This window comes from Streptomyces sp. NPDC001678, assembly GCF_042892945.1.
Lineage (GTDB): Bacteria > Actinomycetota > Actinomycetes > Streptomycetales > Streptomycetaceae > Streptomyces.
Window position 1 is genome coordinate 187,442 of record NZ_JBIAUP010000009.1, and the last position, 24,552, is coordinate 211,993.

The following is a 24,552-nucleotide window of genomic DNA, read 5'->3' on the forward strand; positions in this document are numbered from 1 at the left end:
GCATCGGAGTCGGGCGCGGACGGTAACGCGGCGGTCATCGCAGGAGGCGCCGATGAATGCGCGATGACCGGCCGGTGAGTCCCCGGTGGGGAATTCCGGCCGGTCCGGTCGGGGCCTATACGACCTAGTCGTCGCGATCAATGAGCCGAATGGCGTTCAGCGCGGCCGCAAGGGCCCGTTCGTCCCCTTCCTCCGCCGCGTCCGCCACATCCAGCGCCGTGTCCGCGAATTTGATGACGTGTTCGTCGCCGTGCTCGACGGCGCGTTCGAAGACCTCCTCCGGGACGAGCGAGGAGGCGTCCGGCGCGGGCCGGGGGGTGTCCGCCGCGTAGATGGAGGTGATCGCGGCCGTCACCGCCCAGGCCGTCGTGAACGACGGCGCCCACAGCTCCTCGGGCAGCGCCGGCAGGGTGCGCAGCACCGCGTTGGGCGCGGTCGCGGCGTGCACCAGCATCACGCCGTTGCCGTGCCCGAATTCGCCGTAGTGGAGGGTGGCGGCCCGGACCAGCGCGGTCAGCTGCTCCCGGATCTCCTGCGGGGTGCCGGGGACGCGCACCGACTCGACGGTCTCCCGCCAGCCGGGTGTGCCGGGCAGCTGGGCGTACCCGCGCAGCGGCAGGACGCCGCGCTCGGCGATGCGCGGCAGGACCGGCAGCGCCCGCGCGGGTGTGGTGTCCCCGGCGGGACTGATCCCGGCCGGCAGCGGGGTGTGCCGGGCCGCCCAGTAGCCCAGGGCGTGGGCGAGTTCCGCCAGGACCGCCTCGTCCTCGTCCCCTTCGCCGAGTGCCCGCACGGCGTGGCCGACCCGGATGACCGGGTGCGCGGCGGCACCGGCGATGCCGGGCAGCAGCCGGGGCCACCATTCGCTCAGGACCTCGCGCCAGGGGCGCTCGGCGATCCGCCGGGAAAAATAATCGGTCCAGTCGGCCGCCCGGCCGGTGTCGCCGAGCGCTTCGCGCCATTCCTCGTCGGCGATGGGGGCCAGTCGCCGGGGTACCTCCTCCAGCCGGGTCGTATATCCGTCGAGCCAGCGGTGGACGGCCTTCTCCCGGCCGTGCCGGACCAGCGCCTCGACGACCATCGGGCCGTGATTGGCCAGAAAACCCCGGAATTCGGGTCCGGAACGGTGCAGTCGCCGCAGGGCCTCGTTCAACGTGCCGTTCGTCGGTTCCATGGGCCGAGGCTAGATCGCCGACGCGCCCGGGGTAACGGTCCAGAGCCCTACACCGGAGGTCCTACGGCGGCCCGGCGCAGGGCCCCTCCTCTCACCCCTGTGGGTGTATTCCTCGGCCCGGCGAATGCCCCTTTCCGGGGTGGGAATAGCCAGTATGTCCGGGACTGTTCCGTCGGGCGGCCCGGCCGACCTTCCGGTATGGGACGAGTCCGGCACGAGATGAGGACGTGAACGAGCATGACCGTTTCCTTCCCGGAGCCGTCCCCGCCCGAGGGGGCCGCTCCCGCCCCCCGCCCCGGCGGCGCGGTGCACGACTGGTCCGTCGACCCGCTGCCCGCCCTCGAATTCGACCCCCTGCTCCACCGGTTGCTGAGGGAGGAGCCCATCGCCCGCGTCCGGATGCGGTTCGGCGAGGGGGACGCCTGGCTGGTGACCCGGTACGAGGACGTCAAGACCGTCGCCTCCGACCCCACGCTCAGCCGCGCCCTGACCGTCGACCGGCCGGTCACCAGCATGACCCCGCACGTGGTGGCCCCCGCCGGCGGCATCGGCCGCACCGACGCGCCCGACCACACCCGGCTGCGCCGCCTGGTCGCCCAGACCTTCGGCCGCAAGCGGGTGGCCGCCCTGCGCCCCCGGGCCCAGGAGCTCGCGGACCGGATGACCGAGCGGATGGCCCGCCAGGGCCCGCCCGCCGATCTGACGGAGTGCCTGACCGGGCCGCTGCCCGCCCAGCTGATCGGCGATCTGCTCGGCGTGCCCACCCGCGACATCGACCTGCTCCAGACCTGGCGCGGCGTCATCCTCTCCAGCGACCACACCCAGGCGGAGAGCGAGGCGGTCAAACGCGAGATCGCCGGCTACTTCCGCGCCCTGGCCGACCGCCGTCTCACCGACCCCGGCGACGACCTCTTCAGCGCCCTGGTCGCCGCCCACGCGCAGGAGGAGCTCAGCCGCGCCGAACTGGTCTCGCTCGCCGTCATGCTCGTCCTCAACGGCATGGACGCGGTGCGCAACCAGGTCTCCAACATGGTCTACGCGCTGCTCACCCACCCCGACCAGCTGGAGCGGCTGCGCACCGAGCCGGAGCTGCTGCCCGGGGCCGTGGAGGAGCTGCTGCGCTACATCCCCCACCGCAACGGCGTCGGCCTGCCCCGGATCGCCACCGCCGACCTGACCGTCGCGGACACCACCATCCGCGACGGCGACGTCGTCTACGTCTCCTACCTGGCCGCCAACCGGGACTCCTCGGTCTTCACCGAACCCGACCGCCTCGACCTCGGCCGGGACGAGGCCCCCAACCTGTCCTTCGGCCACGGCGCCCACTACTGCGTGGGCGCGCTGCTGACGCGGATGGAGGCCGAGGTCATGCTCTCCACTCTGCTGGACCGCTTCCCCCGGCTGCGCCTGGCCGTCGAGCCGAAGGACATGCGCTGGCGGCGGGGCTCCATCAACAGGGGCCCCGAGACCCTGCCCGTGGCCTGGTGAGCGCGGGCGGCCGCGCTCAGCCGCCGTCCGCCGGGCCCGGCGCCAGCCGCTTCAGCTGCTCGGCCGTGACGCCCTCGGGGACGGGCACGGGAGCCGGTGTGCGCAACGGCGGCTGCCAGCCCGTGTCCCGGTCCCAGGTGCGCACGATCCGGGCGGGCGCCCCCGCGACCACCGCGTGGTCGGGCACCTCGCCCCGGACGACGGCACCCGCCGCGGCGACCACGTTCCGGCCGAGCCGCGCGCCGGGCAGGACCACCACCCCGGTGCCCAGCCAGCTGCCCGAGCCGATCTCCACGGCCTCGCTGCGCGGCCACTGCTTGCCGACGGGCACATCGGGGTCGTCGTAGCTGTGGTTGGTCGTCGTGATGTACACGCCCGGGCCGAAGAAGCAGTCGTCCCCGATGGTCAGCGGCGCGTCGGCGATCACATGGCTGCCGCGCCCCAGCACCACGCCGTCGCCCAGCCGTACGATCGTCTCGCGCCCCAGGTCGAGTCCGGGCAGCATCCCGGCGGTGAGCGTCACGTCCTGGGCGATGACGCAGTGCTCGCCGATCTCGATCCACGGCTCCCCGAAGATGGTGCCCTGCGGAAAGGCGAGCCGGGAGTGCCGGCCGAGCCGGCGGAAGCGGTACGGGCCCGGGCACTCGGCGGTCACGGCCCCGGCCTCCCGCACCCAGCGGGCGCCGCGGTGGACGGCCGCCGAGGCGGCCCGGCGCCGCCAGCGCGCCAGGGTCGGGAACAGGTTCTGCTTGGGCACCCGCTCACCGTACTCAGCGCTCCACCGGCCGAATCCCGCCCCGGCCTGTGATCTTCGCCCCACCCCGTCCGTCCGCCACCCCGTCCGTCCCGTGACCACCGGCCGCTCCGAAGGAGACCTCCTGATGCCACGTCCCGCGTCCTCCCCGGTCCGCGTCGCCCTCCTGCGCGGCGCGCTGGCCGCCGCGCTCGCCACCACGGCCCTGCTCGCCCCGGCGGACCGGGCGACGGCCGGCGGGGGCGGCACCTACCTGAGGTTCACCAAGCACACCCCGGACGACTCCCGGCTGACCTACGTCCGGCACGGCCGGACCGTCGTCAGCTACCGCGCCGGCTCGGGCAGGGTGGCCGACGAGTGCCTGCGCGGCCGGGGCTGGCTGCCCGACGGCACCTACACCCTGGGCCGCCACCACACCGCGTACGACGGCAACCTCATCAAGGGCTACGCCGTCGAACTCGGCACCAAGCGCTGCCACGACGGCACCGACCGCACCGAACTGTTCATCCACAGCCAGATGACCCGCTCCGGCGGCCAGGGCCGGGGCGGCTACCAGCGCTGGGACGGCCCCACCGACTACACCTCGCACGGCTGCGTCAAACTGCGCCCCGCCGACATCAAGGAGCTCTACCGGATCCTCGACCGCCACGGCTGGCCCACGACCCTGCGGGTGACCGGCGGCTGAGCACAACGCGCCCCCGCCCCCGGCCGGTTCGCCCCCGGCGCCGCACCGAGGGCCGCCCTGGCGCGGAACGTACCTGTCACCGGGTATATGCCTGGCCGCCCGCCGTCCCCGGCTCCTACGATTGCCGTAACCGGGGGAGAGGCTGGGGGCCATGGCGGGCACTGCGGCACGGCTGGGACGGGGCGTGGAGAACGCCGTCGCCTGGACCATCAGGAACCTCGACGGTGTCATCGCCCTGGGCGCGGCCCTGACCATCGGCGTCCTCGACGTCCTCGACCAGCCGGTCCAGAGCAACATCACCTCCGGGGCGATCCTGCTGGTCCTGGCCGCGCTGGTGTTCGGGACGCTGACCGAGCGCCGGCGCCGGCAGGAGGACATCCGCGCGGCCATGAGCGGCACCCGGCACGCCCTGGAGGACCTCACCATGGTGCGCTCGCTGTCCGGCGCCGAGCTGGAGGCGGCCCTGGACCGGGCCCGGCTGACCACCGACCGCTGGATCTTCAAGGGCGGCACCGGCACCTATCTGCGTGCCGTGACCCTCCCCGTCTGCGTCCGGGAGGCCCAGCGGCAGCGCCGCTCCCTCATGATGAAGATCGACATCGTCAGCCCGGCCGACGAGCAGGCCTGCGCGGCGTACGCGCGCTTCCGCCAGACCTTCGCCCACCGGCTGCACGCGGTGCCCGCCGAGGCATGGAGCGCCGACCGGACCCGCAAGGAGTCCCTCGCCACCGTGCTCGCCGCCTGCTGGTACCGGCAGCGCCTGGACACCCTGGAGATCGACGTCCATCTCTCCTCCGTCGTCCCCACGCTCCGCTTCGACCTCTCCAACTCCTGCCTGATCATCACTCAGGACGACCCCCAGCGCGTCAACCTGCTGGTGGAGCGCGACCGTCCGCTCTACGACTACTACGTCACCGAGCTCCACCAGAGCCGGGAACAGGCCCACACCCTGGACCTCACCCGCACCGTCCCGCTCGGCGACGAGCCCACTGTCGACGAGGTCGTCCGGCTCCTGGAAGGACTCGGCCTGCCGCTCCCGGCCTCCTACACCGACCGCGACGTGGGCGACATCATCGACAAGGCCCTGCATGCGGAGAACCCGTACCGGAGGTGAGCTTCCCGTGCGCAGCCCCGTGGACTACCGCCGCATCGAACAGGCCATGGCGAGGGGGACGAGAGACGGGGCGGCGGCCGGCGAGCTGTTCGCGGCGGCCGCGACGGTCCTGGAGGAGGTCGCCTCCGGGCGGCGCGCACTGCGCGCCGTCCGCCATCCGCTGGGGTTCCTCTGTCTCCCGGTGCGGCGCGAGGGCGACCGGGGGGTGTGCGTCCATGTCTTCGACGAGGCGACGGCGGAGCCACCCGCCCGGCTGACCACCTCGCCCGTGCACGCGCACAGCTGGGACCTGGCCAGCTGTGTGCTGTACGGGCAGGTCGGCAATCTGCGGGTCCGGGTGCGCGACGACCCCGAACGGCCCACGCACCGGCTCTTCGAGGTCCGCAGCACCGCCTCCGTCCCGTGCCCGGCCGACGGGTCGGGCGACGCCCCGGCGGTGGACGAGATCCGGCCGACTCCACGCCTGGTGAGCTGTGCGCCCGGCGCCGAGGAGACCGGCGTCGCCGGCGGGATCTACCGGCTCCCCGCGGGGGAGTTCCACACCACCGTCGTCCCCCCGGGCACCGCCGCGGCCACCCTGCTGCTCGGCCGGTCCCTGCCCGGGCGCCGCGACCTCACCCTCGGACCGGTGCATGGCCCCGCGCACCGGGTGGTACGACAGACATGCGACGCCGAGCAGACCGCCCGGACGGCCCGCACCGTCCTGAGGAGGATCGATGGACACCACTGCCGATGACGACGGCCGCGCCGGGTCCCCGGGCCCGGGCGGCCCGGCGGGGTCCCTGGCGGCGGAGCGCCGGGTGGCCGTCGGCGCCGCCCAGGAGGCGGGCGCGCTGCTGCGCTCGCGCTTCCACGACGACTACGGCGTGCGGGCCAAGGACGACCGCGGCGACGTGGTCACCGAACTCGACCTGCTGGCCGAGCGCCTGGTGGTCGGGCGGCTCCGGGAGAACTTCCCCGGCGACCGGATCCTCTCCGAGGAGGCGGGCCCCGTCCCCGCGGCGCCCGGCGCGCGGACCGGCCGCACCTGGCTGGTGGACCCCCTCGACGGCAGCAACAACGTCGTCATCGGCCTGCCCGCCTACGCCGTCGGCATCGCCCTGTGCGTCGGCGAGGCGCCGGTGCTCGGCGTCGTGCACGACCCGGTGACCGACCGCACGTGGACGGCCTCGGCGGGCCGCGGCGCGTACGGGCCGCGCGGCCGGCTGACCGGGCCCGCGGGCCGCCCGTCCGCCGCCGGGCCCCTGCTGGCCTGGACCCAGGGCCACGCGGTCGCCCGCCGGGACCCGGTGGCGCGCGCCCTCAAGGACGCCCTGGAGGCGCGCTCCCGGCGGGTGCTCCAGCTGTGGGCGCCCCTGCTGGCCTGGGCGATGCTGGCCCGCGGCGACATCGACGGCTTCGTCGGCTACCGCGCCGAGGCCATCGACCTGCCCGCCGGGGCGCTGCTGGCCGCCGAGGCGGGCCTGGCCATCCGGTCCCTGGACGGCGGCGCCTTCCACGGCGGCGTCGGCGGCCCCGACACCGACCGCAGCTTCGTCGCCGGACGGCCGGAGGACCTCCCCTACCTCCTGGAACTGGTCGCGGAGGGACGCCCCACGACGGCGCCCACGCCGTAGGAGCCGGTCACCTCGAGACGGCCAGCGCGCCGACGGACGCCAGGAGGGCGCCGACGGCCAGTACCGCGCCCGTCCCCATGAACCGGACCGGGGACACCCGCACACCCTGCGCGTGGCAGCGCTCGAACCACAGCAGCGTCGCCAGGGAGGCCCAAGGGGTGATCACCGGGCCGACGTTGGTGCCGATCAGCAGGGCCAGCAACTGGTCGTGATTGCCCACGGGCACGGCCGACTCGCCCGCCAGATAGACCGGCAGGTTGTTGAGCGCGTTGGCCAGCCCCCCGCCCACTCCCGCCGCCCGCAGCATCCCCGGCAGACCGCCGTCCGTGCCCACCGCCCGCGCCAGCAGCTTGTGGAGCCCGTTGACATTGACCGTCTCCACCACCAGGAACAACCCCGGCACCAGGACCAGCAGTCGCCACGGCACCAACGACAGCCGCAGTGCCGCGCGTCGCCGTACCGCGAAGGCCGCCACGGCGAGCGCGGCCGCCACCGCCGACGCCGTCCACAGCGGCACCGCGTCGATCAGGATCGCGAGCAGGAAACCCGCGCAGGCCACCGCGCACACCCGGAACAGCACCCGGTCGGCGGGCCGGTGGACCTCCGGCGGAACGTAGCGCTGCGCACCCCGGCGGTCACGGCGCCAGTAGAACAGCCACAGACACCCCATCGTCACCGCGACCGACGCCAGTTGGGGCGCCCACATCCGCTCCGCGAGCCCCATGGGGGAGAGCGCCACCCGGTCCGCCGCCAGCAGATTCGTCAGATTCGACACCGGCAGCAGCAGACTCGCCGTATTGGCCAGCCACACCGTCGTCATCGCCAGCGGCACCGCCGCGATCCCCACCCGGCCCGCCAGCGCCAGCATCACCGGCGTCAGCAGCACGGCCGTCGTATCGAGATTGAGCGTGATCGTGGTGACCGAGGCGAACACCACACACAACACGAACAGCCTCGCGTAACTGCCCCGCCCGACCCGCGCCACCCCCGAGGCCACCACGTCGAACACCTCGGCCCGGCTGGTGAGTTCGGCCAGAACGATCACCGTGCCCAGGAACGCCAGCAAGGGCGCGATCCGCCGCATCGCGTCCCCGGCCGACCCCGCCGGAAGCAGCCCCGTCGCCAGGAACAGCAGGCCACAGGCCAGGATCCCGCCCGCGAGCCAGTCCAGGGGATGCAGCCACGAGGACAGCCGTCGTAAGACACGCACGGCCCGAGCATGGCACAGCGTTCATGACGAACACAGTGACCCCGGGGAACTCCGTTCCTAGGATGGAGTCATGGTGGCACGCCAGGAAAACGACGGACGACAAAGGCCGTTGGACTTCTTCATCAGCTACTCCCCGGCGGACGAGCGCTGGGCGGCCTGGATCGCCTGGACCCTGGAGGAGGCCGGCTACCGCACCGTCCTCCAGGCCTGGGACTTCGTACCGGGCACCAACTTCGTCGACTTCATGGACCGCGGCGTCAGCGAGTCCGTCGCCGTCATCGCCGTTCTCTCCCGCAACTACGAACGCTCCCGCTACGGGCGCATGGAGTGGCAGGCCGCACTGCGCGCCGACCCCGACGCCCCCGAGCGCAGACTGATCACCGTGCGCGTGGAGGACATCCCCGTCGAGGGACTCCTCGCCACCATCACCTACGTCGACCTCGTCGGCGTCCACGACACCGCCGCCGCCCGTGAACTCCTCCTCACCCGCGTCGGCCACGCCCTCGACGGCCGGGCCCGCCCCGACCACCACCCCGGCTTCCCCGGCCACCCCCACGGCCCCGCCCCCGCCCCCGTCGTGAGCGTCCCGCCCGCCGGGCCCGGACCCGGCAGCCCCGGCTGGGCCGGCCGCCGCCGCCCCGCGGCCGCCCCCGGCTACCCCCAGGCCACCACCGGCCACCGTGCCCGGGACAGCGTCTCCGTGCTCCACCTCGCCGGCCCCGGCTTCGGGCGCGGCACCGACCCCGCCGAGCTCCAGGCCGCCGTCTGGAGCGACCTCGTGGAACTCACCGACGCCGGGGCCCCCGCCCCCGACCTCCTCGTCGTCACCGGCGACCTCACCGCCTCCGGCAGCCCCCGCGAGTGCGACCAGGCCCTGACCTTCCTCACCGGCCTGCGCGCCCGCCTCGGCCTCGCCGCCGACCGGCTCGCGATCGTCCCCGGCGGACAGGACGTCAGCCAGGCCGCCTGCCGCGCCTACTTCGCCACCTGCGAGGCCGACGAGATGCGCCCCCGGCCGCCCTACTGGCCCAAGTGGCGCCACTACGCCCGCCTCTTCCGCGAGCTCTACCAGGGCCTCGACGCCGTCTTCGACGGCGACCAGCCCTGGACCCTCTTCCCCGTCCCGGCCCTGCGCACCGTCGTCGCCGGCCTCAACTCCTCCATGGCCCACAGCCACCGCCCCGAGGACCAGTACGGACTGCTCGGCCCCGAACAGGCCGCCTGGTTCGCCCAGGCCCTGCGCTCCTACGAACGCGAGGGCTGGCTGCGCCTCGGCGCCCTGCGCCACGCCCCGGAGACCCGGGGCACCCTCGCGCCCGATTCCGGCACCGCCCCGGACCCCGCCCCCACGGCCCCCGTGCCCGGCCGCGCCCTGGGCCCCGACCCCGGCCGCGCCGGCGGCCCCGCGGCCGGCCGGCGCCCCGCCGCCGCGACCCTGCGCGACACCGACGTCCTCGCCCGGCTCACCGCGCCCCGGCTCCACCTGCTGCTCCACGGCCCGGCCACCACCGCCCGCCCCACCGCCACGGCCGCCCCCACCGCCGCCGTCCTGCCCCTGACCGGCCGCGACCTGCCCGTCCTGGGCGCCGCCGCCCCCGGCCGGTACCGCCTCCTGGAGATCACCCGCGACGGTCTCACCCGCTGGCCCGAGAGCCCCGGCGAGGCCCCCCGCCGCTACACCCTCGGCTGGCGCGGCGCCCACCACGTCTTCGGCCCCGAACGGCCCGCCACCCCCACCCCCGAGACCCCGATCCCCGGAACCCCCGGCTCCACCACCCCCGGCCGGCCGCCCGGCGGAACCGACGAGGCCCGCGTCGTCGAAGGACCCCAGGAGGCCCTGCTCTCCCGCGTCGCCGAGGTCTGCCGCGTCCGCCACCGGCACGTCCAGCTCCGCCGCCTGCCCGGCGACCCGCCCGGCCTGCTCGTCACCTGGACCGAGTCCGGTTTCGTGCGGCAGCAGCGCGTCGGCGTCCTCGTCGGCACCCCGCGCGCCGAGGACGTCGACAGCTTCATCGACCACGTCCACGCCTCCGGCGCCGACCCCGACGCCGAACTCGTCCACGACGGCCCGCCGCCCTCACGGGAGCTCCGCGAACACGCCCGCCGCCGCGGCGTCCTCGTCCGCAGCTTCACCGAGTTCCAGGGCCTGCTGGACCTGCGCGGCTACGTCGCCGCCCAGACCGAGCGGCTCAGCGCCGACCCCCAGTACCAGCCCGCCCTCTACCTCCCCCAGCGCTACCGCGAACTGGAACGCCCCGGCGGCACGGAACGCGACGGGCTCGTCGACGACGTGCTGCGCCTCCTCGACGCCGACCACGGCCGCTTCCTGCTGCTCCTCGGCGACTTCGGGCACGGCAAGACCTTCGCCCTGCGCGAGATCGCCCGCCGCGTCCCCGCCGAACTGCCCCACCTGGTCCCGGTGCTCATCCAGCTCAGCGGCCTCGACCGGGCCCACACCCTCGACGGGCTCGTCGCCGCCCACCTCGCCGGCCAGGGCGTCGACACCATCGACCTGCGCGCCTTCCGGTACATGCTCGGACAGGGCCGGATCGTCCTGCTCTTCGACGGCTTCGACGAACTCGTCAACCAGGTCACCTACGACCGGGCCGCCGACCACCTCCAGGTGCTCCTCGACGCCGCCGTCGACAGCGCCAAGATCGTCGTCAGCAGCCGCACCCAGCACTTCCGCTCCCAGGCCCAGGTGCTCACCGCGCTCGGCGAGCGCGTCGGGCTGCTCCCGCAGCGCCGGGTGCTCGCCGTCCAGGAGTTCACCCCCCAGCAGATCCGCTCCTACCTGGTGAACCGCTACGGCGACGCACAGGCCGCCGACCGCCGGCTCCGGCTGCTGGAGGGCATCCCCGACCTGCTTGCCCTGTGCCGCAACCCCCGGCTGCTCAGCTTCGTCGCCGACCTCGACCACGACCGGCTGCGCGCCGTCGCGGGCGCCGGCCGGGCGCTCAGCCCCGCCGGGCTCTACGAGGAGGTCTTCACCTCCTGGCTGCGCTTCGAGGCCCGGCGCGCCCGGGGCGGCCCCGGCGGCGCCCCCGGCCTGGACCTGACGCAGCTGTGGCAGGCCGTCACCACCCTCGCCCTGCGGCTGTGGGAGAGCGGCGAGAGCGCCCTGCGCCTGGACGAGCTCAACGACGTGGCCGAGACCCTCACCGAACTCGCCGACTCCCGGCTGTCGGTGCCCCAGGCCGCCCACTCCGTCGGATCCGGCAGCCTGCTGGTGCGCACCGACGACGGCCTGTTCCGGTTCATCCACGGGTCCGTGGCCGAGTGGCTGGTGGCCCGCGAGGCCGCGGTGCGGCTCGGGCGGGGCGAGACGGGCGAGGCCGACCTCCTGGCCCGCCGCCCGTTCAGCCGGCTGGCGGTGGAGTTCCTCTGCGACCTCGCCGACCACCGCACCTGCCAGCAATGGGCCGAACGGGCCCTCGGCGGCGAGGACGGCGCGGCGGAGGGCGCGGCCGGCGAGACGGCCAGGGCCAACGCCATGAAGATCCTCAGCAGGCTGCGGATCCCCGCCCACACCGATCTGCGTGGCGCCGTCCTCGCCGGGGAGGACCTCTCCTACCGCGACTTCTCCGGCGTCGACCTCACCCGCGCCGACCTCACCGACGCCGGCCTGGTCGGCGCCGACTTCTCCGGCGCGATCCTGCGCGACACCCGCCTCGCCGGCGCCCGCCTCGACGACGCCGACCTGCGCGGCGCCGACCTGCGCGGCGCCGACCTGCGCCGGGCCCGGCTCATCGGCACCGATCTGCGCGGCGTCCGGGTCGACGGCGGCAGCTGGCACCGCGCGGCCGTGATCAACGCGGTCACCGAACCGGCCGTCCTGGACACCCCCGAACTCCGCGCGGCCGCCGTCGCCCCCGGCCTGACCGCCGAGGCCGGCTTCCGCCCCGCGGCGGTCGGCGTGCCCTACGGCTTCGACATGCGCACCAGCCGGCTGCCCGAACCCGTCTCCTTCAGCCCCGGCGGCGAACTCCTCGCCCTCGGCGGCGAGGACGGCGGCGTCCTGGTCTGCGACGCCGCCACGGGCACCGCCCTGCGTACCCTCCACGGCCACACGGGCCGCGTCTACGCCGTCAAGTTCCGCGGCGGGGTGCTCGCCACGGGCGGCTCGGACGGCACCGTACGGCTGTGGGACCCCGTCTCCGGCCGGAGCCTCCACCGGCTCGAGGTCCACGCCGACGGCGTCTGGCCCGTCTCCCTGGACCTCAGCGGGGAGCGGCTGGCCACCGGTGACGCCGACGGCACCGTCACCCTCTGGGACGTGGCCACCGGCACCGTGACCCACCGCCTCCCCGGCCACAAGGCGCCCGTCTACACCGCCGTGTTCAGCCCCGACGGCACCGTCCTGGCCACCGGCGACGCCGCCGCGTGCGTACGGCTGTGGGACACCCGCTCCGGCCGGCTCCTCGGCGAGCTCGACGGCCACCGGGGAGCCGTCTACCGCGCCCGCTTCAGCCCCGACGGCACCCTGCTCGCCACCGGCGACATGGGCGAGGGCGACGGGGGCACCGTCCGGATCTGGGACGTCGCCACCCTGCGCCCGCTGCACACCTGCACCGGCCACCCGGGCCGCGTCTACACCCTGGACTTCCACCCCTCCGGCACCCTGCTGGCCAGCGGCGACACCGAGGGCCACGTCATGCTGTGGGACCCGCGCACGGGCGAGGCGGCGGGTCCCCCGCTGCTCGGCGGCGGCGCCGTCTACCAGGTGGTCTTCGACCCCGAGGGCGGCATGCTGGCGGCCGGCGGCAGCGACGGCTCGGTCCGGCTCTGGCGGATCACCCAGGGCGCCCCGCCCGCGGCCGGCTGGACGGCCGCGCCCCTGCGCCGGCAGCCCGCCGACCACCAGGGCTCGGTGTGGGCCTGCCGCTTCAGGCCCCACGGCGGCCCGGCGGCCCCGGAGTCGGGACCGCTGCTGGTGTCGGCCGGCAACGACGGCTCGGTACGGCTGTGGGACACCACCACCGGCCGGGGCCGCAACGTCCTGCGCGGCCACGGCCGCAAGGTCGTCAGCCTGGCCTTCGGCGCCTCGGGCACCCAGCTCGCGGCCTGCGGCAACGACGGCGTCGTCCGGATCTGGGAACCCGCCACCGGCCGCCGGGTACGCGAGCTCACGGGCGACAACGACCGGCTGGTCTCCGCTGTGTTCAGCCCGCGCGGCCCGCTGCTCGCCACCTCCAGCAGCGACGGCGACGTCTATGTGTGGAACGCCGAGACCGGCGAGTACCAGCGCGAGATCGACGCCGAGACCGACCACGTCTGGGCCGAGACCTTCAGCGCCGACGGCGAGATCCTCGCCACCGCCAACGACGACGACACCGTCCGGCTGTGGTACCGCAGCACCGGCGCCCATGTGACCACCCTCGGCCAGCACCGGGGCCGGGTGCGCTCCCTGTCCTTCACCGCGGACGGCACCGGTCTGGCCACCGGCTGCGACGACTCGTTCGTCCGCCTGTGGGACCTCGGCCGGAGCCGTCTCGTCGCCGAACTCGCCGGCCACACCGACCGGGTGTACGCGGTCGTCCACGGTCCCGGCGACGCCTGGCTGGCCAGCGCCTCCTGGGACGGACAGGCCCTCGTCTGGCAGGACGGCGCCGTCGTCCACCGGCTGCGGGGCCACACGGGACGGCTGTGGACGGCCGCCGCCCACCCGAGCCGCTCCCTGCTGGCCACCGCCGGCGACGACCGGACCGTCCGCCTGTGGGACCCCCTGACGGGTGCCGGGACCGGCCGGCTCACCGGACACACCGGCCGGATCCTCACCCTCGCCTTCAGCCCCGACGGCTCCCTGCTGGCCAGCGGCGCCGAGGACGGCACGGTACGGCTCTGGTCGCTGCCGGAGGACGGCGAACCGGCCGCCCGGGCCACCCTCATCGGCGTCCCCGGCGGCTGGGCCGCCCTCAACCCCTCGGGGGGCTACAAGTTCGACGGCGACATCGCGGGCGAGTTCTGGCACGTCGTGGGCATGTGCCGGTTCGAGCCCGGCGAGCTCGACGGCCACCTGCCCGGGGTACGGCGGCTGGCCATGGACGCCGGGCTCTGACGGCCGGTCAACGGGCGGTCCGGATCCGCAGGAAACGGGGGCGGTAGACGCTCGCCCGGTCGATCACGTCCCGGGGGACGAGGCTGTTGACGTTGTAGGAGACGACCAGCTCGTCCGTGCCGTGCTCCAGCTCCGGATGCTCGTGCGGGTTGTACGCCAGGACGTTCGGGTTCCGGTAGCTGCCGCCCGGGCCCGCCTCCGGCGCCGTGTACACCGTGCGCGGCGCCGTGAACGGCCCACCGGGGGAGCGCGCCCAGGCCAGCCGCAGCTCCGCGCTGAACGGCACGTCCACCCGCTGGCCGACCAGCGCGTACCAGGCCCCGTGCCGGACCACGCTCAGCTCGTCCGAGACCCGCAGCGCCGCCCCGCCGGGGCCGGCGAGCCGGGCGGCCCGGGACTCCTCGCGGGACCACGAGCCGTCGGCGGCCCGGTAGTGCCAGGGCCCGCGCAGGCCCGGACCGTCCACCCGGGCCAGATGGAGGTAACTCCCGCCCGAGGGCGCGGCCTCGGTGCCGTAGACATAGGTGCGGTCCCCCTCCTGGGCCAGCCACGCGCCCCAGGAGATCCCGGCCGACGACGGCAGCGGTGCGACCGACTCCGGCCGCGAGAGCCGCCCCTCGCCGAAGCGCGCCACCACCGAGCCGCGCCAGGCCACGTCCAGCGGCCCGGCGCCGGTCCGCGCGTACCGGGCGTAGACGACCGCGACGCCCCGGCCGTCGGGGATCCCGGCCCGCGCCCAGTACCACTCGCCCGCGTTCGGCGGCGCCACCAGGGAATCGGGCCGCCCGGCCCGGTCCCGGCCGGTCACCGTGCGCGGGGCGCCGGAGGCGGGCCACAGCACGAAGCTGTTGTGGACGAACGGCGTCGTCCCGCCCTCCCCGGCGACGGGGGAGCGGGAGCCGTCGGGCCGCACCGTGCCCAGGAACGTGTCCGAGAAGACCCACAGTTCACCGCCGGGCGTCGGCACCGAGTACGTACTGTCCCCACCGGTCCAGTGGCCCGGATCGCGCACCCGCTCGGCGTACGCCCCGAACGCCTCGTCGAGCGCCGTCAGCGGCCGCGCCGAGACCACCCCGGGCGGCTCCCCGCCACCCGGCGCCGCCCCCGGCGGCAGGAAGGCACAGACCGCGGCGGCGGCCACGAGCAGCAGCCGGGGCACGACCCGCCGACGGCGACGGGCGGGCGGCACCGGGACAGGCGCCCGGTCCGTCATCCAGGAAATCCGCATGGCGCACAGTCAACAGCCACGGCCGCGCGGTGTCGCGGGGATCCGCCGCTCGGCCGAGCGGGTGATAAATGGCAGCACGGTCAGAGTGCACAGTGACGGCCGCGCACCCGGGGCGCGACGATGCCGTGGGCCGGGACCGTACGCGTGGTCCCGGATCCCCCCGTCCGTTCGTGGAGGTGTCCGTGTACGCAACCGAGTTGGCCGTCAAGGCGCTGGAACCGACCCCCGAGGAGGAGCGCCTGGCCGAGGACTACGTCACCATCCTCGGCTCGCTCTCCGCCATGGAGCAGGCAGTACGGGACGGTGCCTGGCACCGTCTGCGCGACGAGGCGGACGAGCTGATGAGCGCCGCCGAGGAGATGTGGGCCGGTCTCCCCGGTGCGGACGACGACGAGGCCGTCCCCGTCCAGGCCGTCCATGTGCCCTCCCAGGCCGACAGCGCGAAGATCCGCCAGCTGATCGCCGTGTACGCCCAGCCCTACGCCCTCGGCCGCGCCCTGTACCCCACGAGCCTCATCCAGGACGCCCAGCTGCGCCGGGCGGTGGAGGAGGAGAACACGGAGGCGGAGCACACGGTCGTGGAGTGAGGACGGCCCCGGGGCCGGAGCCCCCTCACGGTGTGCTCCGGCGGGCGTCCGGCAGGGCCACGGTGATGTTGTCGGCCCGGTAGATCCGCAGGCCGTCGCGCCACACACCGCCGTCGGCGCGCAGCAGCACCGTGCCGCCGGCCGCGCGGACCTCGCGGATGTGGACCTCACCGCGCACCCGCCGGTGCCCGCGCAGGATCTGGCCCCGGTAGGTCCAGCGCAGCTCCTCGCCCGGCACGGGATCGGGACCCGGCCCCGGCGGCTCGCCGGCGAGCCCCGTGTACAGCGCGAAGGCCCGCACGGCCTGGAAGAGCATCTGCACACCGACCGACCCGGGCAGCACCGGGTCGTGGGGGAAGTGCCGGCCGAAGAACCAGTCGCCGGGGTCCACCGCCTTGGCGCACAGCACATAGCCGGCGCCGTGCTCCCCGCCCCCGGGGACCACCACCACGTCCTCCAGCAACGCCAGCCGGCCCCGCCCCAGCCGGGCGTCGTGCCGTGCGTCCAGCCGCCGCGCCCCGGCCGGGGCGACGGGCCGCCGCTCCAGCCACGGGGGCGTCTCCCGGCCGCCGTCCAGCCCCTGCTGCAGGGCGAGGACCTCGGAGGTGAGGTAGCCGTGCGTCGCCTCGCCCTCGAAGAAGACCTCGCCGCCGGTGCTCAGCGAGAAGCGGTACCGGTCGATCACCGCCCCCGGCAGGACGGCCGCGGACAGCAGCACGGACTCCTGGACGACCGTGGCCGAGCGCGGGTCGCACGCCCGGGTCAGCCGGGCCCGGCCCTCGAGATTGCGGCAGACGAAGGCCCGGTCGGGATACGTCCACAAGAGGCCGGAGAGCCCCCCGAGCAGCCCGAGGGGCTGAAGGGCCATCTCCATCAGGGCGAAGGCCGGTACGCCACCGCCGTGTTCCCGGCAGTACCAGGGGTCCGCCGGGACGTCGTGCTCGGTGACCAGCCGGGCGCCCGCCCGGTCCGGCCCGTCGCTCTCGCGGAAGACGACGCCCCGGTCGACCGCGCGCAGCCCCGCGCGCGGCAGGCGGGGCCGGACCGGTGTGCTGATCCCCTCGCCGCGCGCGTCGAACGTCGACGGATGGCCCTCGGCGCCCCGGGCGATGTGCAGCTCGTGGAAGCGGGCCCGGGCGCCGGAGGACGTCCTGCGGCAGCTGAGCCGGTCCGGGTGCGGCAGCAGGCCGGCGCCGGGCCGCTCCCGTACCGTCGCGCCGAGGCCGTGCAGCCGTGCCACGACCCGCCCGCCGGAGACGATCTCGCAGTCGGCGACCGCGTACGGGCGCGGCAGCAGCCCGAGTTCGGCCACCTCCGCCGTCAGCCGCCACGGCTCGCCGCCCGCTCCCGGCCCGGCCGCACCGCCCCGCCACTCCACACGCACGGGACGGCCGGTCAGCGGGAGCACCCGTGCCCCGGGCAGGCACAGGTGCAGCCCCTGGTGGAAGGCGTACACGCGCAGCGCCTCCAGGGCCGCCGCGACCAAGTACGGCCACTGCGGGCCGCCGTCCCCGGCGGCCGGCCGCACGGTGGCGGTCAGCAGGCCCTGGCCGTACCGGCCCGCGCGCGGGCCGACCGTGATCTCCTCCAGCAGCGGGGCCGGCCAGGGCGCGGGCAGCTCGTCCGGCTCCAGGCCCCGCTGGTCGTGGGCGGGGCCGAACACGCCCGCGACGTCCCCGGCGGCGAGCGCGTCGAGCTCCGCGCAGGTCAGCCGGCGGACGTCCGTCACCGCGTGCGGGTGGAACTCCTCCGGGAACCGCGGGACGTGACGCCGTGGCGGCTCCTCGCCGGTCGCGCGGAGCGTGAGGACGCGGTGCGCGCCGTCGAGGACCTCGCGGCTCCCGTCCGGTGCCGAGCGGACGCGGAGCGGGGCGGGCGCGTACGGCACCGGATCGTGCCAGGTCACGGTGAACACCTCGGGGCACGGCCGGGGAGCCGTGGCGTCGGCCGGCGCGCGGGCCCCGGCGAGGAGCGCCGACGCGGGGCCGCCGTACCGCTCCCACGAGCCGGGCGCGCCGTCCGGGCGGGAGGCTTCCGGCGCGGGCGCCCCGGGATCCTCCGGGGCGAGGCCGGTCCCGGCCGCGACGAGGCCGGTCTGCCAGGCGCTGATGGCCCGGTGGGCGGCGAGCACCGCCGCGTGGGCCCGCTGCACTTCGCGCGCGAGCGTCCGGGCCACGTCCGTGGGGTCGGGCGTGCCGTCGAGGGCCGTCGTGGCGTCGGGTTCCGGCCGCCGGACGATGTCCGTGTGAGCCGCCGCCGTGCTGTTCGCTGCCGGTGGCGCCGGGGGTGTTGCCCGGCCTCCGCGTGGCGGCTCCTCGGCCGGGGCGGCGCCGGTCGCCGGGCCGTGGGCGCCGTCGGCCGCAGGTTCGGCCGGCGGGTCGGTGGACCGGGCCGTGGGGGCCGGTGGCGACAGCCGGGGTGGCTCCAGGGGGACGCCGTCGAAGCCGAGTCCGTCCATCGCCGTCCTCACCGTCGGTCCGCCGCCGGGGCGGTCCGGGGCGCGGTGAGGCGGGCCTTGAGCTCCCCCTCGGCGACGAGGACGAGCGTCAGCCCCGTCCAGCGCTGGAGCACCCGGCCGTCCGGATCGCACGCGGTGACGTCGCACCGCAGGTCGATGACCGACGCGGACACGAGCTCGGCCACGACGACGAACGGCTCCCCGTCGGGCAGCGGGGCGAACAGCTCGACGCGCTCGACGCCGACGGGCGCCGGGGCGCGCCCGAGGCGCGCCAGCCCCAGCAGCGCCCCCGCCTGGACCAGCAGATCGGCGAGGCACGGGCTGTACAGCCGCCCCCCGTACGCGCCGTGGGCGAGGCCCGGGTCCCGTAGCGCCGCCCCCACGACCAGCCGGTCCGGGCCCTCCTCCAGCACGGCCCCGAGCCCCCGCAGGGACGGCCCGTGGAAGAAGCCGCCCGCCGCGTAGACGGGGTGCGGCTCGTCCCGGAACGGGCGCTGAGGCAGGTCCTCCCGGCGGGGTGGTCCGGGCGCCCGCCCGGACCCCCGGTAGCGGCCCTCGTAGAGCACCTGGGTTTCCCGGCCGTCGTCCACCGCGCGCACCGTGACCACGGCGGCGCCCGGCTCCGCCGGGTCCGGCACCAGCCGGGCCAGGGCGTGCCCAGGCTGGGAGCCGTCGAGGTACAGGCCCCGCCGGGCGCGGAAGTCCCGGCACTCCGTCACCGGCCCGGCCCCTCCCCGGCAGCGCTCCAGGAGGTGGAGGCCCCAGCCGACGGCGGCGGTCAGCGGCAGCAGCGGCGCCCCCGACCAGCGGTGGTCGCGCAGTGCCGGCTCCGCCTCCAGGCCGGCCAGGTCGCGCCGGGCGGCCAGGCCCGCGCCCGGCGGCTCGGTGGCGAGCGTGAACGGCGCGCGCAGCGGCCCGATGACGACGGCACCGCCGGCGTGGCCCGGACCCATCAGTTCGACGAAGTGCTCGCAGCCGGCGCTCCGCGTCAGCACGGGGATGCCGTGCTGGACGTACAGGTCGCTCAGACGGGCGGCCATGCCGCCCTCCCACGGCCCCCAGACGACGGGCGTCACCCGGCAATGGGGGTGCGCCGCCGCGAAGGCCAGGCCGTAGCGGGTGAGCGCCTCGTTGGCCAGGGCGTAGTCCGTCTGCCGCACATTGCCCCAGTAGCCCGACACGGAGGCGAAGAGGACCAGCCGCCGCAGTTGGCCCGGGTCGAGGCAGGAGAGCACGTTGTGCAGTCCCGCGAGTTTGGTGTCGACCACCCGGGCGACGGAGTCGGCCGTCAGCTCTCCGAGCGTCGAGTCACCGAGCACCCCGGCGCCGTGCACCACTCCCGTGACGCGGCCGGCGTACGGTGCGAGGGCCGTGGCCAGCGCGGCGGCGTCGCGGACGTCCGCCGCGACGTAGTGGGCCTCGGCGCCCCGGGAGCGCAACTCCTCGACCAGGGCCCGGATCCGGCGGTGCCGGGGCGGCTCGTCGATCTGTCCGTCGATCTGGCCGTCGGCCGGGTCGTGGGCGTCGGCGAGCTCGGAGCGGCCCAGCAGCACGAAGCCGCAGGGCCGTTCGGCGGCCAGAGCGGCCACGCACCACGCGGTGATGCCCGAGGCCCCGCCGGTGACCAGCAGCAGATCGTCGGCGGTGAGCTCCGCCGGGGCCGGTCGCGCGGGCACGGCGGGGTCCGGGGCGTCGGCCAGCACGGGGGTGCGGCGCAGGGAGCCGTCCCAGCCGACCTCGCGGACGTCGGTGGCGCAGTCGGAGACCTCCGCCAGGAACGCCGCGCCGATCGCGTCGGCGGACAGCTCCGGGGCGACGTCCAACGCGCGGCAGAAGAGCGAGGAGGCCTCCAGCGCCACGGACTTGACGAGACCGCCGAGGCCCCCGGCCAGCGCCGCCACCGGGTCGCCGCCCGCGCCCCCGTACCCGAGGCGGCCGTCCAGCCCGGTGAGCGCGACGAAGGCCGCCCGGGTACCGCGTGCGGCGGCCTCCTTCAGCGGAGGGCACAGGTGCTTGGCGACGAGTACGGCGTGCCGCAGCCGGGCGATCGCCTCGCCGGCCTCCGAACCGGTGGGGCGGCTCATGGCGATCGCGCACAGGTCGACGCGTTCCACCGCCGCGAGCAGCGCGCCCACACCGTGCACGAGCGCCTCCTCGGACAGGTCGGCCAGGACCTGGACGTCCTCGGCCGGCGCACCGGCCCCGGGCAGCAGCAGCCGCAGGACGCGCCAGCCCGCGGGGCGGAGCGCCCCGGCCGCCGCCGCGCAGAGCGCGCCGCCGTCGTCCAGCAGGACGGCGCACGGCCGGTCCGGGTAGGCGTCCGTCCGTACGTCCACGGCGGGCAGCGGACGCAGGACGGGGAAGGCGCGCCCGAGCGGGACGTCCTCGGTGCGGCGGAGCGCGCCGACCGGGTCGACGAGGACGCGTTCCAGCATCTCGGTGAGCTCGGCCACGGTCCGGGCCTCGCTGAACCGGAAGAGATCATCCCTGGTGATCACCGGGTAGCGGCGCCAGACCTCCGCCGCGATCTCCACCTGTTTGAGCGAGTCGATGCCCAGGTCCTCCTGGATCGAGTGATGCGGCTCGATCATGCCGATGTCGTAGCCGGTCTTCTCGGCGACCACTTGGTAGAAGACCCGCTCCACTTCTTCCCGGTCAAGGCCTGTCTCCCGGTCGAGGGCCGCCGGTTCGCCCGCCGCCGGGCGGCCGGGCCCGCCGTTCCGGTGGGCGGCGACGAGTTCCGCGAGGGCGGAGCGGTCCGGTGACGGTCCGTCCGGGGCGGTGACGGGCGCGGCGGGGACGTCCGCCTCGGGGCGGGTGCCGCTGGGGGAGGGGGCCGGGGCACCGGGGCCGAGCAGCCGGGTGACGACCTCGCTCGCGCGCGTGTGCGCCTGCCCCACCGCCACGTTGTGGTCCGCGATGGCCCGGACGGCCGCGGCCAGGGAGGCGTCGACCCCGCCGTTCGCCGCGCCCGCGCGCAGCAGCCGGCCCAGCTCCTCGGCGGTGGCCAGCTGGCCGTCCAGGAACCGGGTGTGGACGGCCAGGTGCTCGGCGGCGGCACGCGTCAGGGCCGCCGCGTCCGCCGCGGGGACCGCCGCCCCGGGGGCGCTTCCGGGCGTGGCCCACCAGGGCCGTCCCCGCCCGTCCGCGTCGTCCGTCTGCCGTTCCGTGGCCCGCCGTTCCTGAGTCTGGTGTTCCGGAGTCTGACGTTCCGCCGCTCGCTGTGATGCCAGGGCGGCGAAGTTCGGGCCCTCCAGCCGCCGGGCGACCTTCGAGGGCGCCGGCCGTCCGGGTGCGGGAGGGGCGTCGTAGCGGTTGAGCCCGACGAGCGGGAGGCCGAGCACGGCGAGCCGGAGGGCCGCCTCCTTGAGGGCGGCCGCGCCGTCGGCGTCCGGCCCGGAGTCGCAGGCGACCGTCTCCACCCGCCGCCCGGCGAGCGTGCGCTCCACGAGCGCGGTCAGCACGCGCCGGGGGCCGAACTCGACGAACACCCCGACACCGTCCTCGTGCATCTCCCGTACCCGGGCCGCGAAGTCCACCGGGTTCCGCAGCTGCTCGGCCAGCGTCCGGCGGTCGGCGTCCGGGCCGTGCCCGTAGGTGGCCCCCGCCGTGTTCGCGTACACCCGCAGGCGCGGTGCGGCGAAGTCCGTGACGGCGCACGCGGCGGCGAAGGCGTCGTGGGCCCGGGCGACGAGCGGGGTGTGGAAGGCGGCGGCGACCGGCAGCCGCCGTACGGGCACCGAGAGCCCGGCGCAGTGCGTCACGAAACGTTCCAGCAGGGGCGTGGGGCCGCCCAGGACCTGCTCGTCCGGGGCGTTGCGGCAGGACACCACCAGCCCCGGGTACGCGGCGAGGAGCTCCCGCACCCTCTCCTGCGGGGCGCGCACCGCCACCAGCGCCCCCGGGTCCGTCCCCTCGGTCACCTCCTCCATCGCCAGCCCCCGGGCCCGCGCGAGGGCCGGGAGGGCGGCGTCGTCGAGGACGCCGGCCGCCCACAGCGCCGTCAGCTCGCCGAAGCTGTGGCCGAGGACCGCGTGCGGGGTGAGGCCCAGCTCCGCCAGGAACCGGTACTGGCCCATCGCCAGCGCGCCGACGGCGGGCTGGGCGTAGGCGGTGCGGCGCAGGCGCTCCTCGGCCCGCCGGGCGTCACCGGCCGGGCACGGCGGCGGGAACACCGTGCGCGCGAGGGTGTCCGAGGGAGGGAAGAGCGCGCCCGCCGCGTCGAAGGCCGCGCGCACCGGCGGCACGGCGAGCAGCGCGCCCAGTCCCATCCCCACGTACTGGCTGCCCTGCCCGGCGAACAGCGCGCCCACGCGGGTGCCCTCGGGGAGCGCCGTCCGCCGGTAGTGGATGCCGCGCTCGTGCCGCCACGCGTCGCGCCCGGGGCTGTTCCGCAGCTGTTCGACGGCGGTGGCCAGGAGCGCGGCCCGGTGCTCGGCGTCCGCGGCGACGAACCCGAGGCGGGCGTGCCCGGGCGGGACGGGTCCCTCGCCGGAGCCTTCGTCCGGGTCCTCGCCGCGCTCCAGCCGGGCGAGGAGCTCGTCGGGGCCGGGCGCGTGCCACAGCAGGGCCCGGGGGACGCGGTGCCCGGCCGGGGGCTCCGCGCCGGACGCGGGCCGGTGCTCCTCCAGTACGGCGTGGTAGTTGACCCCGCCGAACCCGAAGGCGGACACCCCCGCCCGGCGGACCGGGCGCCCCGGGTCGCGGATCCAGGGGCGCGCCGCGGTGTTGAGGTACAGGACACTGTCGGCGCGGGCGGCTTCCGGGCCGGGCCGCTCCACATGGAGGGTGGGTGGCAGCACCTTGTGGTGCAGCGCCAGGGCCGCCTTGATGAGCCCGGCGGCCCCGGCCGCCGCCTTGGTGTGCCCGATCTGCGACTTGACGCTGCCGACGGCGACGAACCGGTCGCCCCCAGGTGCTTCGCCTTCCGTTCCGGCGGCCATGAGCCGGTTGAGGGCGGCCAGTTCGGCCTCGTCCCCGGCCGGGGTGCCCGTGCCGTGCGCCTCGATCAGCCCCACCGAGCGGGGCGGGCAGTCCGCGTCGCGGTAGGCGCGGCGCAGCGCGGTGAGCTGCCCGTCGCCGCAGGGCGCGTAGATGCTCGTGCCCCGGCCGTCGCTGGAGCCGCCCAGCCCCCGAAGGACGGCGTAGATCCGCTGGCCGTCCCGTTCGGCGTCGGCGAGGCGCCGCAGCGCCAGCATGCCGACGCCCTCGCCGATCAGGGTGCCGTCCGCCCCGGCGTCGAAGGGACGCACCCGGCCGCTCGGGGAGAGGGCGGGAGTTTTGCTGAAGCATATGAACGAGACGATGGAGTTGTCGGCGTCGCAGCCCCCGGTGATCATCAGGTCGGCCCGGTGGGAGACCAGCTCGTCGACAGCGGCCCGCAGCGCCGCCAGCGAGCTGGCGCAGGCCGCGTCCACGGTGTGGTTGGCCGCCCCCAGGTCGAAGCGGTTGGCGATCCGCCCGGCCACGACGTTCCCCAGCACTCCGGGGAAGGAGTCCTCGGTCCACGCGGGCAGGCGCGCGAGGTACGTCCGGACGATCCGCCGGGCCTCCTCCTCCGGCGCCCCGTGCGCGGCGACGGCCCGGGCGAGGGCGGGGGCCAGCAGCCGCGCGGCCAGCGGTATCAGGGTGGAGTTGGTGCCGCACACGCCGAGCACCACACCGCTGCGGGCGGGGTCGTACCAGGTGGCGCCCGGGCAGCCGGCGTCGCGGAGCACGTCCTCGGCCACCATCATGCCGAGCAGCTGGACCAGGCCGGTGGAGTCCACGGCCCGCGGTGTCATCCCGTACGCGCGCGGGTCGAACAGCGGGGGCGTCAGGAACGCGCCGCGGCGGGCGTAGGTGCGGTCCGGGGCGAAGGGGTCCGGGTCGTAGTGGTCGTCGAGGCTCCACCAGGCGGGCGGCACCTCGGCCGTACAGTCCCGGCCCGAGACGACGTTGTCCCAGAACTCCCGGACGTCGTTTGCCTTGGGGAACATCCCGGCTATGCCCACGATCGCGACGGGGGCGGCGGCGAGCGGACGCATGAGTCGAGTGTTCAGCGACCGGCGGCCCATCCCAATAGGGCGGACGGCAATATTCACGACTTCCGCGCATAAAGGGGCATGACGCTCCTGGCTTCTCCGTACCCGCTTCACGAGCCGGGCGGAGCCCGGCCGACGGCGCGAACCACACCCCTCC

The 24,552-nt window shown here is 75.9% G+C and carries 13 protein-coding genes; 7 read left to right on the forward strand and 6 right to left on the reverse strand.

Going from position 1 to position 24,552, the window contains the following annotated elements:
* Positions 1 to 124: 124 nt before the first annotated feature.
* A complete protein-coding gene (locus ACFYZR_RS20480) occupies positions 125 to 1,174 on the reverse strand; it encodes a questin oxidase family protein (protein WP_391912179.1) in 1,050 nt (349 codons plus the stop codon).
* A gap of 237 nt (positions 1,175 to 1,411) precedes the next feature.
* Here ACFYZR_RS20480 and ACFYZR_RS20485 point away from each other — a divergent pair, with 237 nt between their 5' ends.
* Positions 1,412 to 2,662: a cytochrome P450 gene (locus tag ACFYZR_RS20485; protein WP_391912181.1), complete on the forward strand. Its 1,251-nt coding sequence runs from the start codon at positions 1,412 to 1,414 to the stop codon at positions 2,660 to 2,662.
* A 16-nt stretch (positions 2,663 to 2,678) separates the two neighbouring features.
* Here ACFYZR_RS20485 and ACFYZR_RS20490 read toward each other — a convergent pair whose 3' ends face one another.
* Positions 2,679 to 3,419, reverse strand: a complete 741-nt coding sequence (locus ACFYZR_RS20490) for an acyltransferase (protein ID WP_391912183.1) — start codon at positions 3,417 to 3,419, stop codon at positions 2,679 to 2,681.
* A gap of 124 nt (positions 3,420 to 3,543) precedes the next feature.
* Between ACFYZR_RS20490 and ACFYZR_RS20495 the strand changes: the two genes are divergently transcribed.
* The 4 genes from ACFYZR_RS20495 to ACFYZR_RS20510 all read left to right on the forward strand — a co-directional run bounded on the left by ACFYZR_RS20495 (position 3,544) and on the right by ACFYZR_RS20510 (position 6,831).
* Positions 3,544 to 4,101, forward strand: a complete 558-nt coding sequence (locus ACFYZR_RS20495; RefSeq protein ID WP_391912184.1) for a L,D-transpeptidase — start codon at positions 3,544 to 3,546, stop codon at positions 4,099 to 4,101.
* A gap of 151 nt (positions 4,102 to 4,252) precedes the next feature.
* The gene (locus tag ACFYZR_RS20500) at positions 4,253 to 5,215 is read left to right on the forward strand and encodes a hypothetical protein (protein WP_391912186.1); all 963 of its coding nucleotides are present in this window, start codon (positions 4,253 to 4,255) and stop codon (positions 5,213 to 5,215) included.
* A gap of 7 nt (positions 5,216 to 5,222) precedes the next feature.
* Positions 5,223 to 5,951 (forward strand): hypothetical protein, encoded by a 729-nt coding sequence (locus tag ACFYZR_RS20505; protein WP_391912188.1) that lies wholly within the window; start codon positions 5,223 to 5,225, stop codon positions 5,949 to 5,951.
* Positions 5,932 to 6,831 (forward strand): inositol monophosphatase family protein, encoded by a 900-nt coding sequence (locus tag ACFYZR_RS20510; RefSeq protein ID WP_391912189.1) that lies wholly within the window; start codon positions 5,932 to 5,934, stop codon positions 6,829 to 6,831. Before ACFYZR_RS20505 ends, ACFYZR_RS20510 begins: the two co-directional genes overlap by 20 nt.
* Before the next feature lie 7 nt (positions 6,832 to 6,838).
* Here the strand turns inward: ACFYZR_RS20510 and ACFYZR_RS20515 are convergent, their stop codons facing one another.
* Positions 6,839 to 8,041, reverse strand: a complete 1,203-nt coding sequence (locus ACFYZR_RS20515; protein ID WP_391912191.1) for an SLC13 family permease — start codon at positions 8,039 to 8,041, stop codon at positions 6,839 to 6,841.
* Between the two features lie 70 nt (positions 8,042 to 8,111).
* Between ACFYZR_RS20515 and ACFYZR_RS20520 the strand changes: the two genes are divergently transcribed.
* Complete coding sequence (locus tag ACFYZR_RS20520) at positions 8,112 to 14,099, forward strand: TIR domain-containing protein (protein WP_391912193.1); 5,988 nt, start codon at positions 8,112 to 8,114, stop codon at positions 14,097 to 14,099.
* 7 nt (positions 14,100 to 14,106) lie between these two features.
* Here the strand turns inward: ACFYZR_RS20520 and ACFYZR_RS20525 are convergent, their stop codons facing one another.
* Positions 14,107 to 15,327, reverse strand: coding sequence for a hypothetical protein (locus ACFYZR_RS20525; RefSeq protein ID WP_391912195.1), 1,221 nt, complete (start codon positions 15,325 to 15,327; stop codon positions 14,107 to 14,109).
* Between the two features lie 182 nt (positions 15,328 to 15,509).
* Between ACFYZR_RS20525 and ACFYZR_RS20530 the strand changes: the two genes are divergently transcribed.
* Positions 15,510 to 15,914 (forward strand): hypothetical protein, encoded by a 405-nt coding sequence (locus ACFYZR_RS20530; RefSeq protein WP_391912197.1) that lies wholly within the window; start codon positions 15,510 to 15,512, stop codon positions 15,912 to 15,914.
* A 25-nt stretch (positions 15,915 to 15,939) separates the two neighbouring features.
* Here ACFYZR_RS20530 and ACFYZR_RS20535 read toward each other — a convergent pair whose 3' ends face one another.
* Together ACFYZR_RS20535 and ACFYZR_RS20540 are read right to left on the reverse strand one after the other, a co-directional pair.
* A complete protein-coding gene (locus ACFYZR_RS20535) occupies positions 15,940 to 18,372 on the reverse strand; it encodes a 3-hydroxyacyl-ACP dehydratase (protein WP_391912199.1) in 2,433 nt (810 codons plus the stop codon).
* An 8-nt stretch (positions 18,373 to 18,380) separates the two neighbouring features.
* Positions 18,381 to 24,398 (reverse strand): SDR family NAD(P)-dependent oxidoreductase, encoded by a 6,018-nt coding sequence (locus ACFYZR_RS20540; protein WP_391912201.1) that lies wholly within the window; start codon positions 24,396 to 24,398, stop codon positions 18,381 to 18,383.
* Positions 24,399 to 24,552 lie beyond the last annotated feature (154 nt).

Excerpts from the sequence above, each read along its gene's own strand:
- ACFYZR_RS20480 (WP_391912179.1), bottom strand. The coding sequence starts at position 1,174 with ATGGAACCGACGAACGGCACGTTGAACGAGGCCCTGCGGCGACTGCAC.
- ACFYZR_RS20485 (WP_391912181.1), top strand. The coding sequence starts at position 1,412 with ATGACCGTTTCCTTCCCGGAGCCGTCCCCGCCCGAGGGGGCCGCTCCC.
- ACFYZR_RS20495 (WP_391912184.1), top strand. The coding sequence starts at position 3,544 with ATGCCACGTCCCGCGTCCTCCCCGGTCCGCGTCGCCCTCCTGCGCGGC.
- ACFYZR_RS20500 (WP_391912186.1), top strand. The coding sequence starts at position 4,253 with ATGGCGGGCACTGCGGCACGGCTGGGACGGGGCGTGGAGAACGCCGTC.
- ACFYZR_RS20510 (WP_391912189.1), top strand. The coding sequence starts at position 5,932 with ATGGACACCACTGCCGATGACGACGGCCGCGCCGGGTCCCCGGGCCCG.
- ACFYZR_RS20520 (WP_391912193.1), top strand. The coding sequence starts at position 8,112 with ATGGTGGCACGCCAGGAAAACGACGGACGACAAAGGCCGTTGGACTTC.
- ACFYZR_RS20525 (WP_391912195.1), bottom strand. The coding sequence starts at position 15,327 with ATGCGGATTTCCTGGATGACGGACCGGGCGCCTGTCCCGGTGCCGCCC.
- ACFYZR_RS20535 (WP_391912199.1), bottom strand. The coding sequence starts at position 18,372 with ATGGACGGACTCGGCTTCGACGGCGTCCCCCTGGAGCCACCCCGGCTG.
- ACFYZR_RS20540 (WP_391912201.1), bottom strand. The coding sequence starts at position 24,398 with ATGCGTCCGCTCGCCGCCGCCCCCGTCGCGATCGTGGGCATAGCCGGG.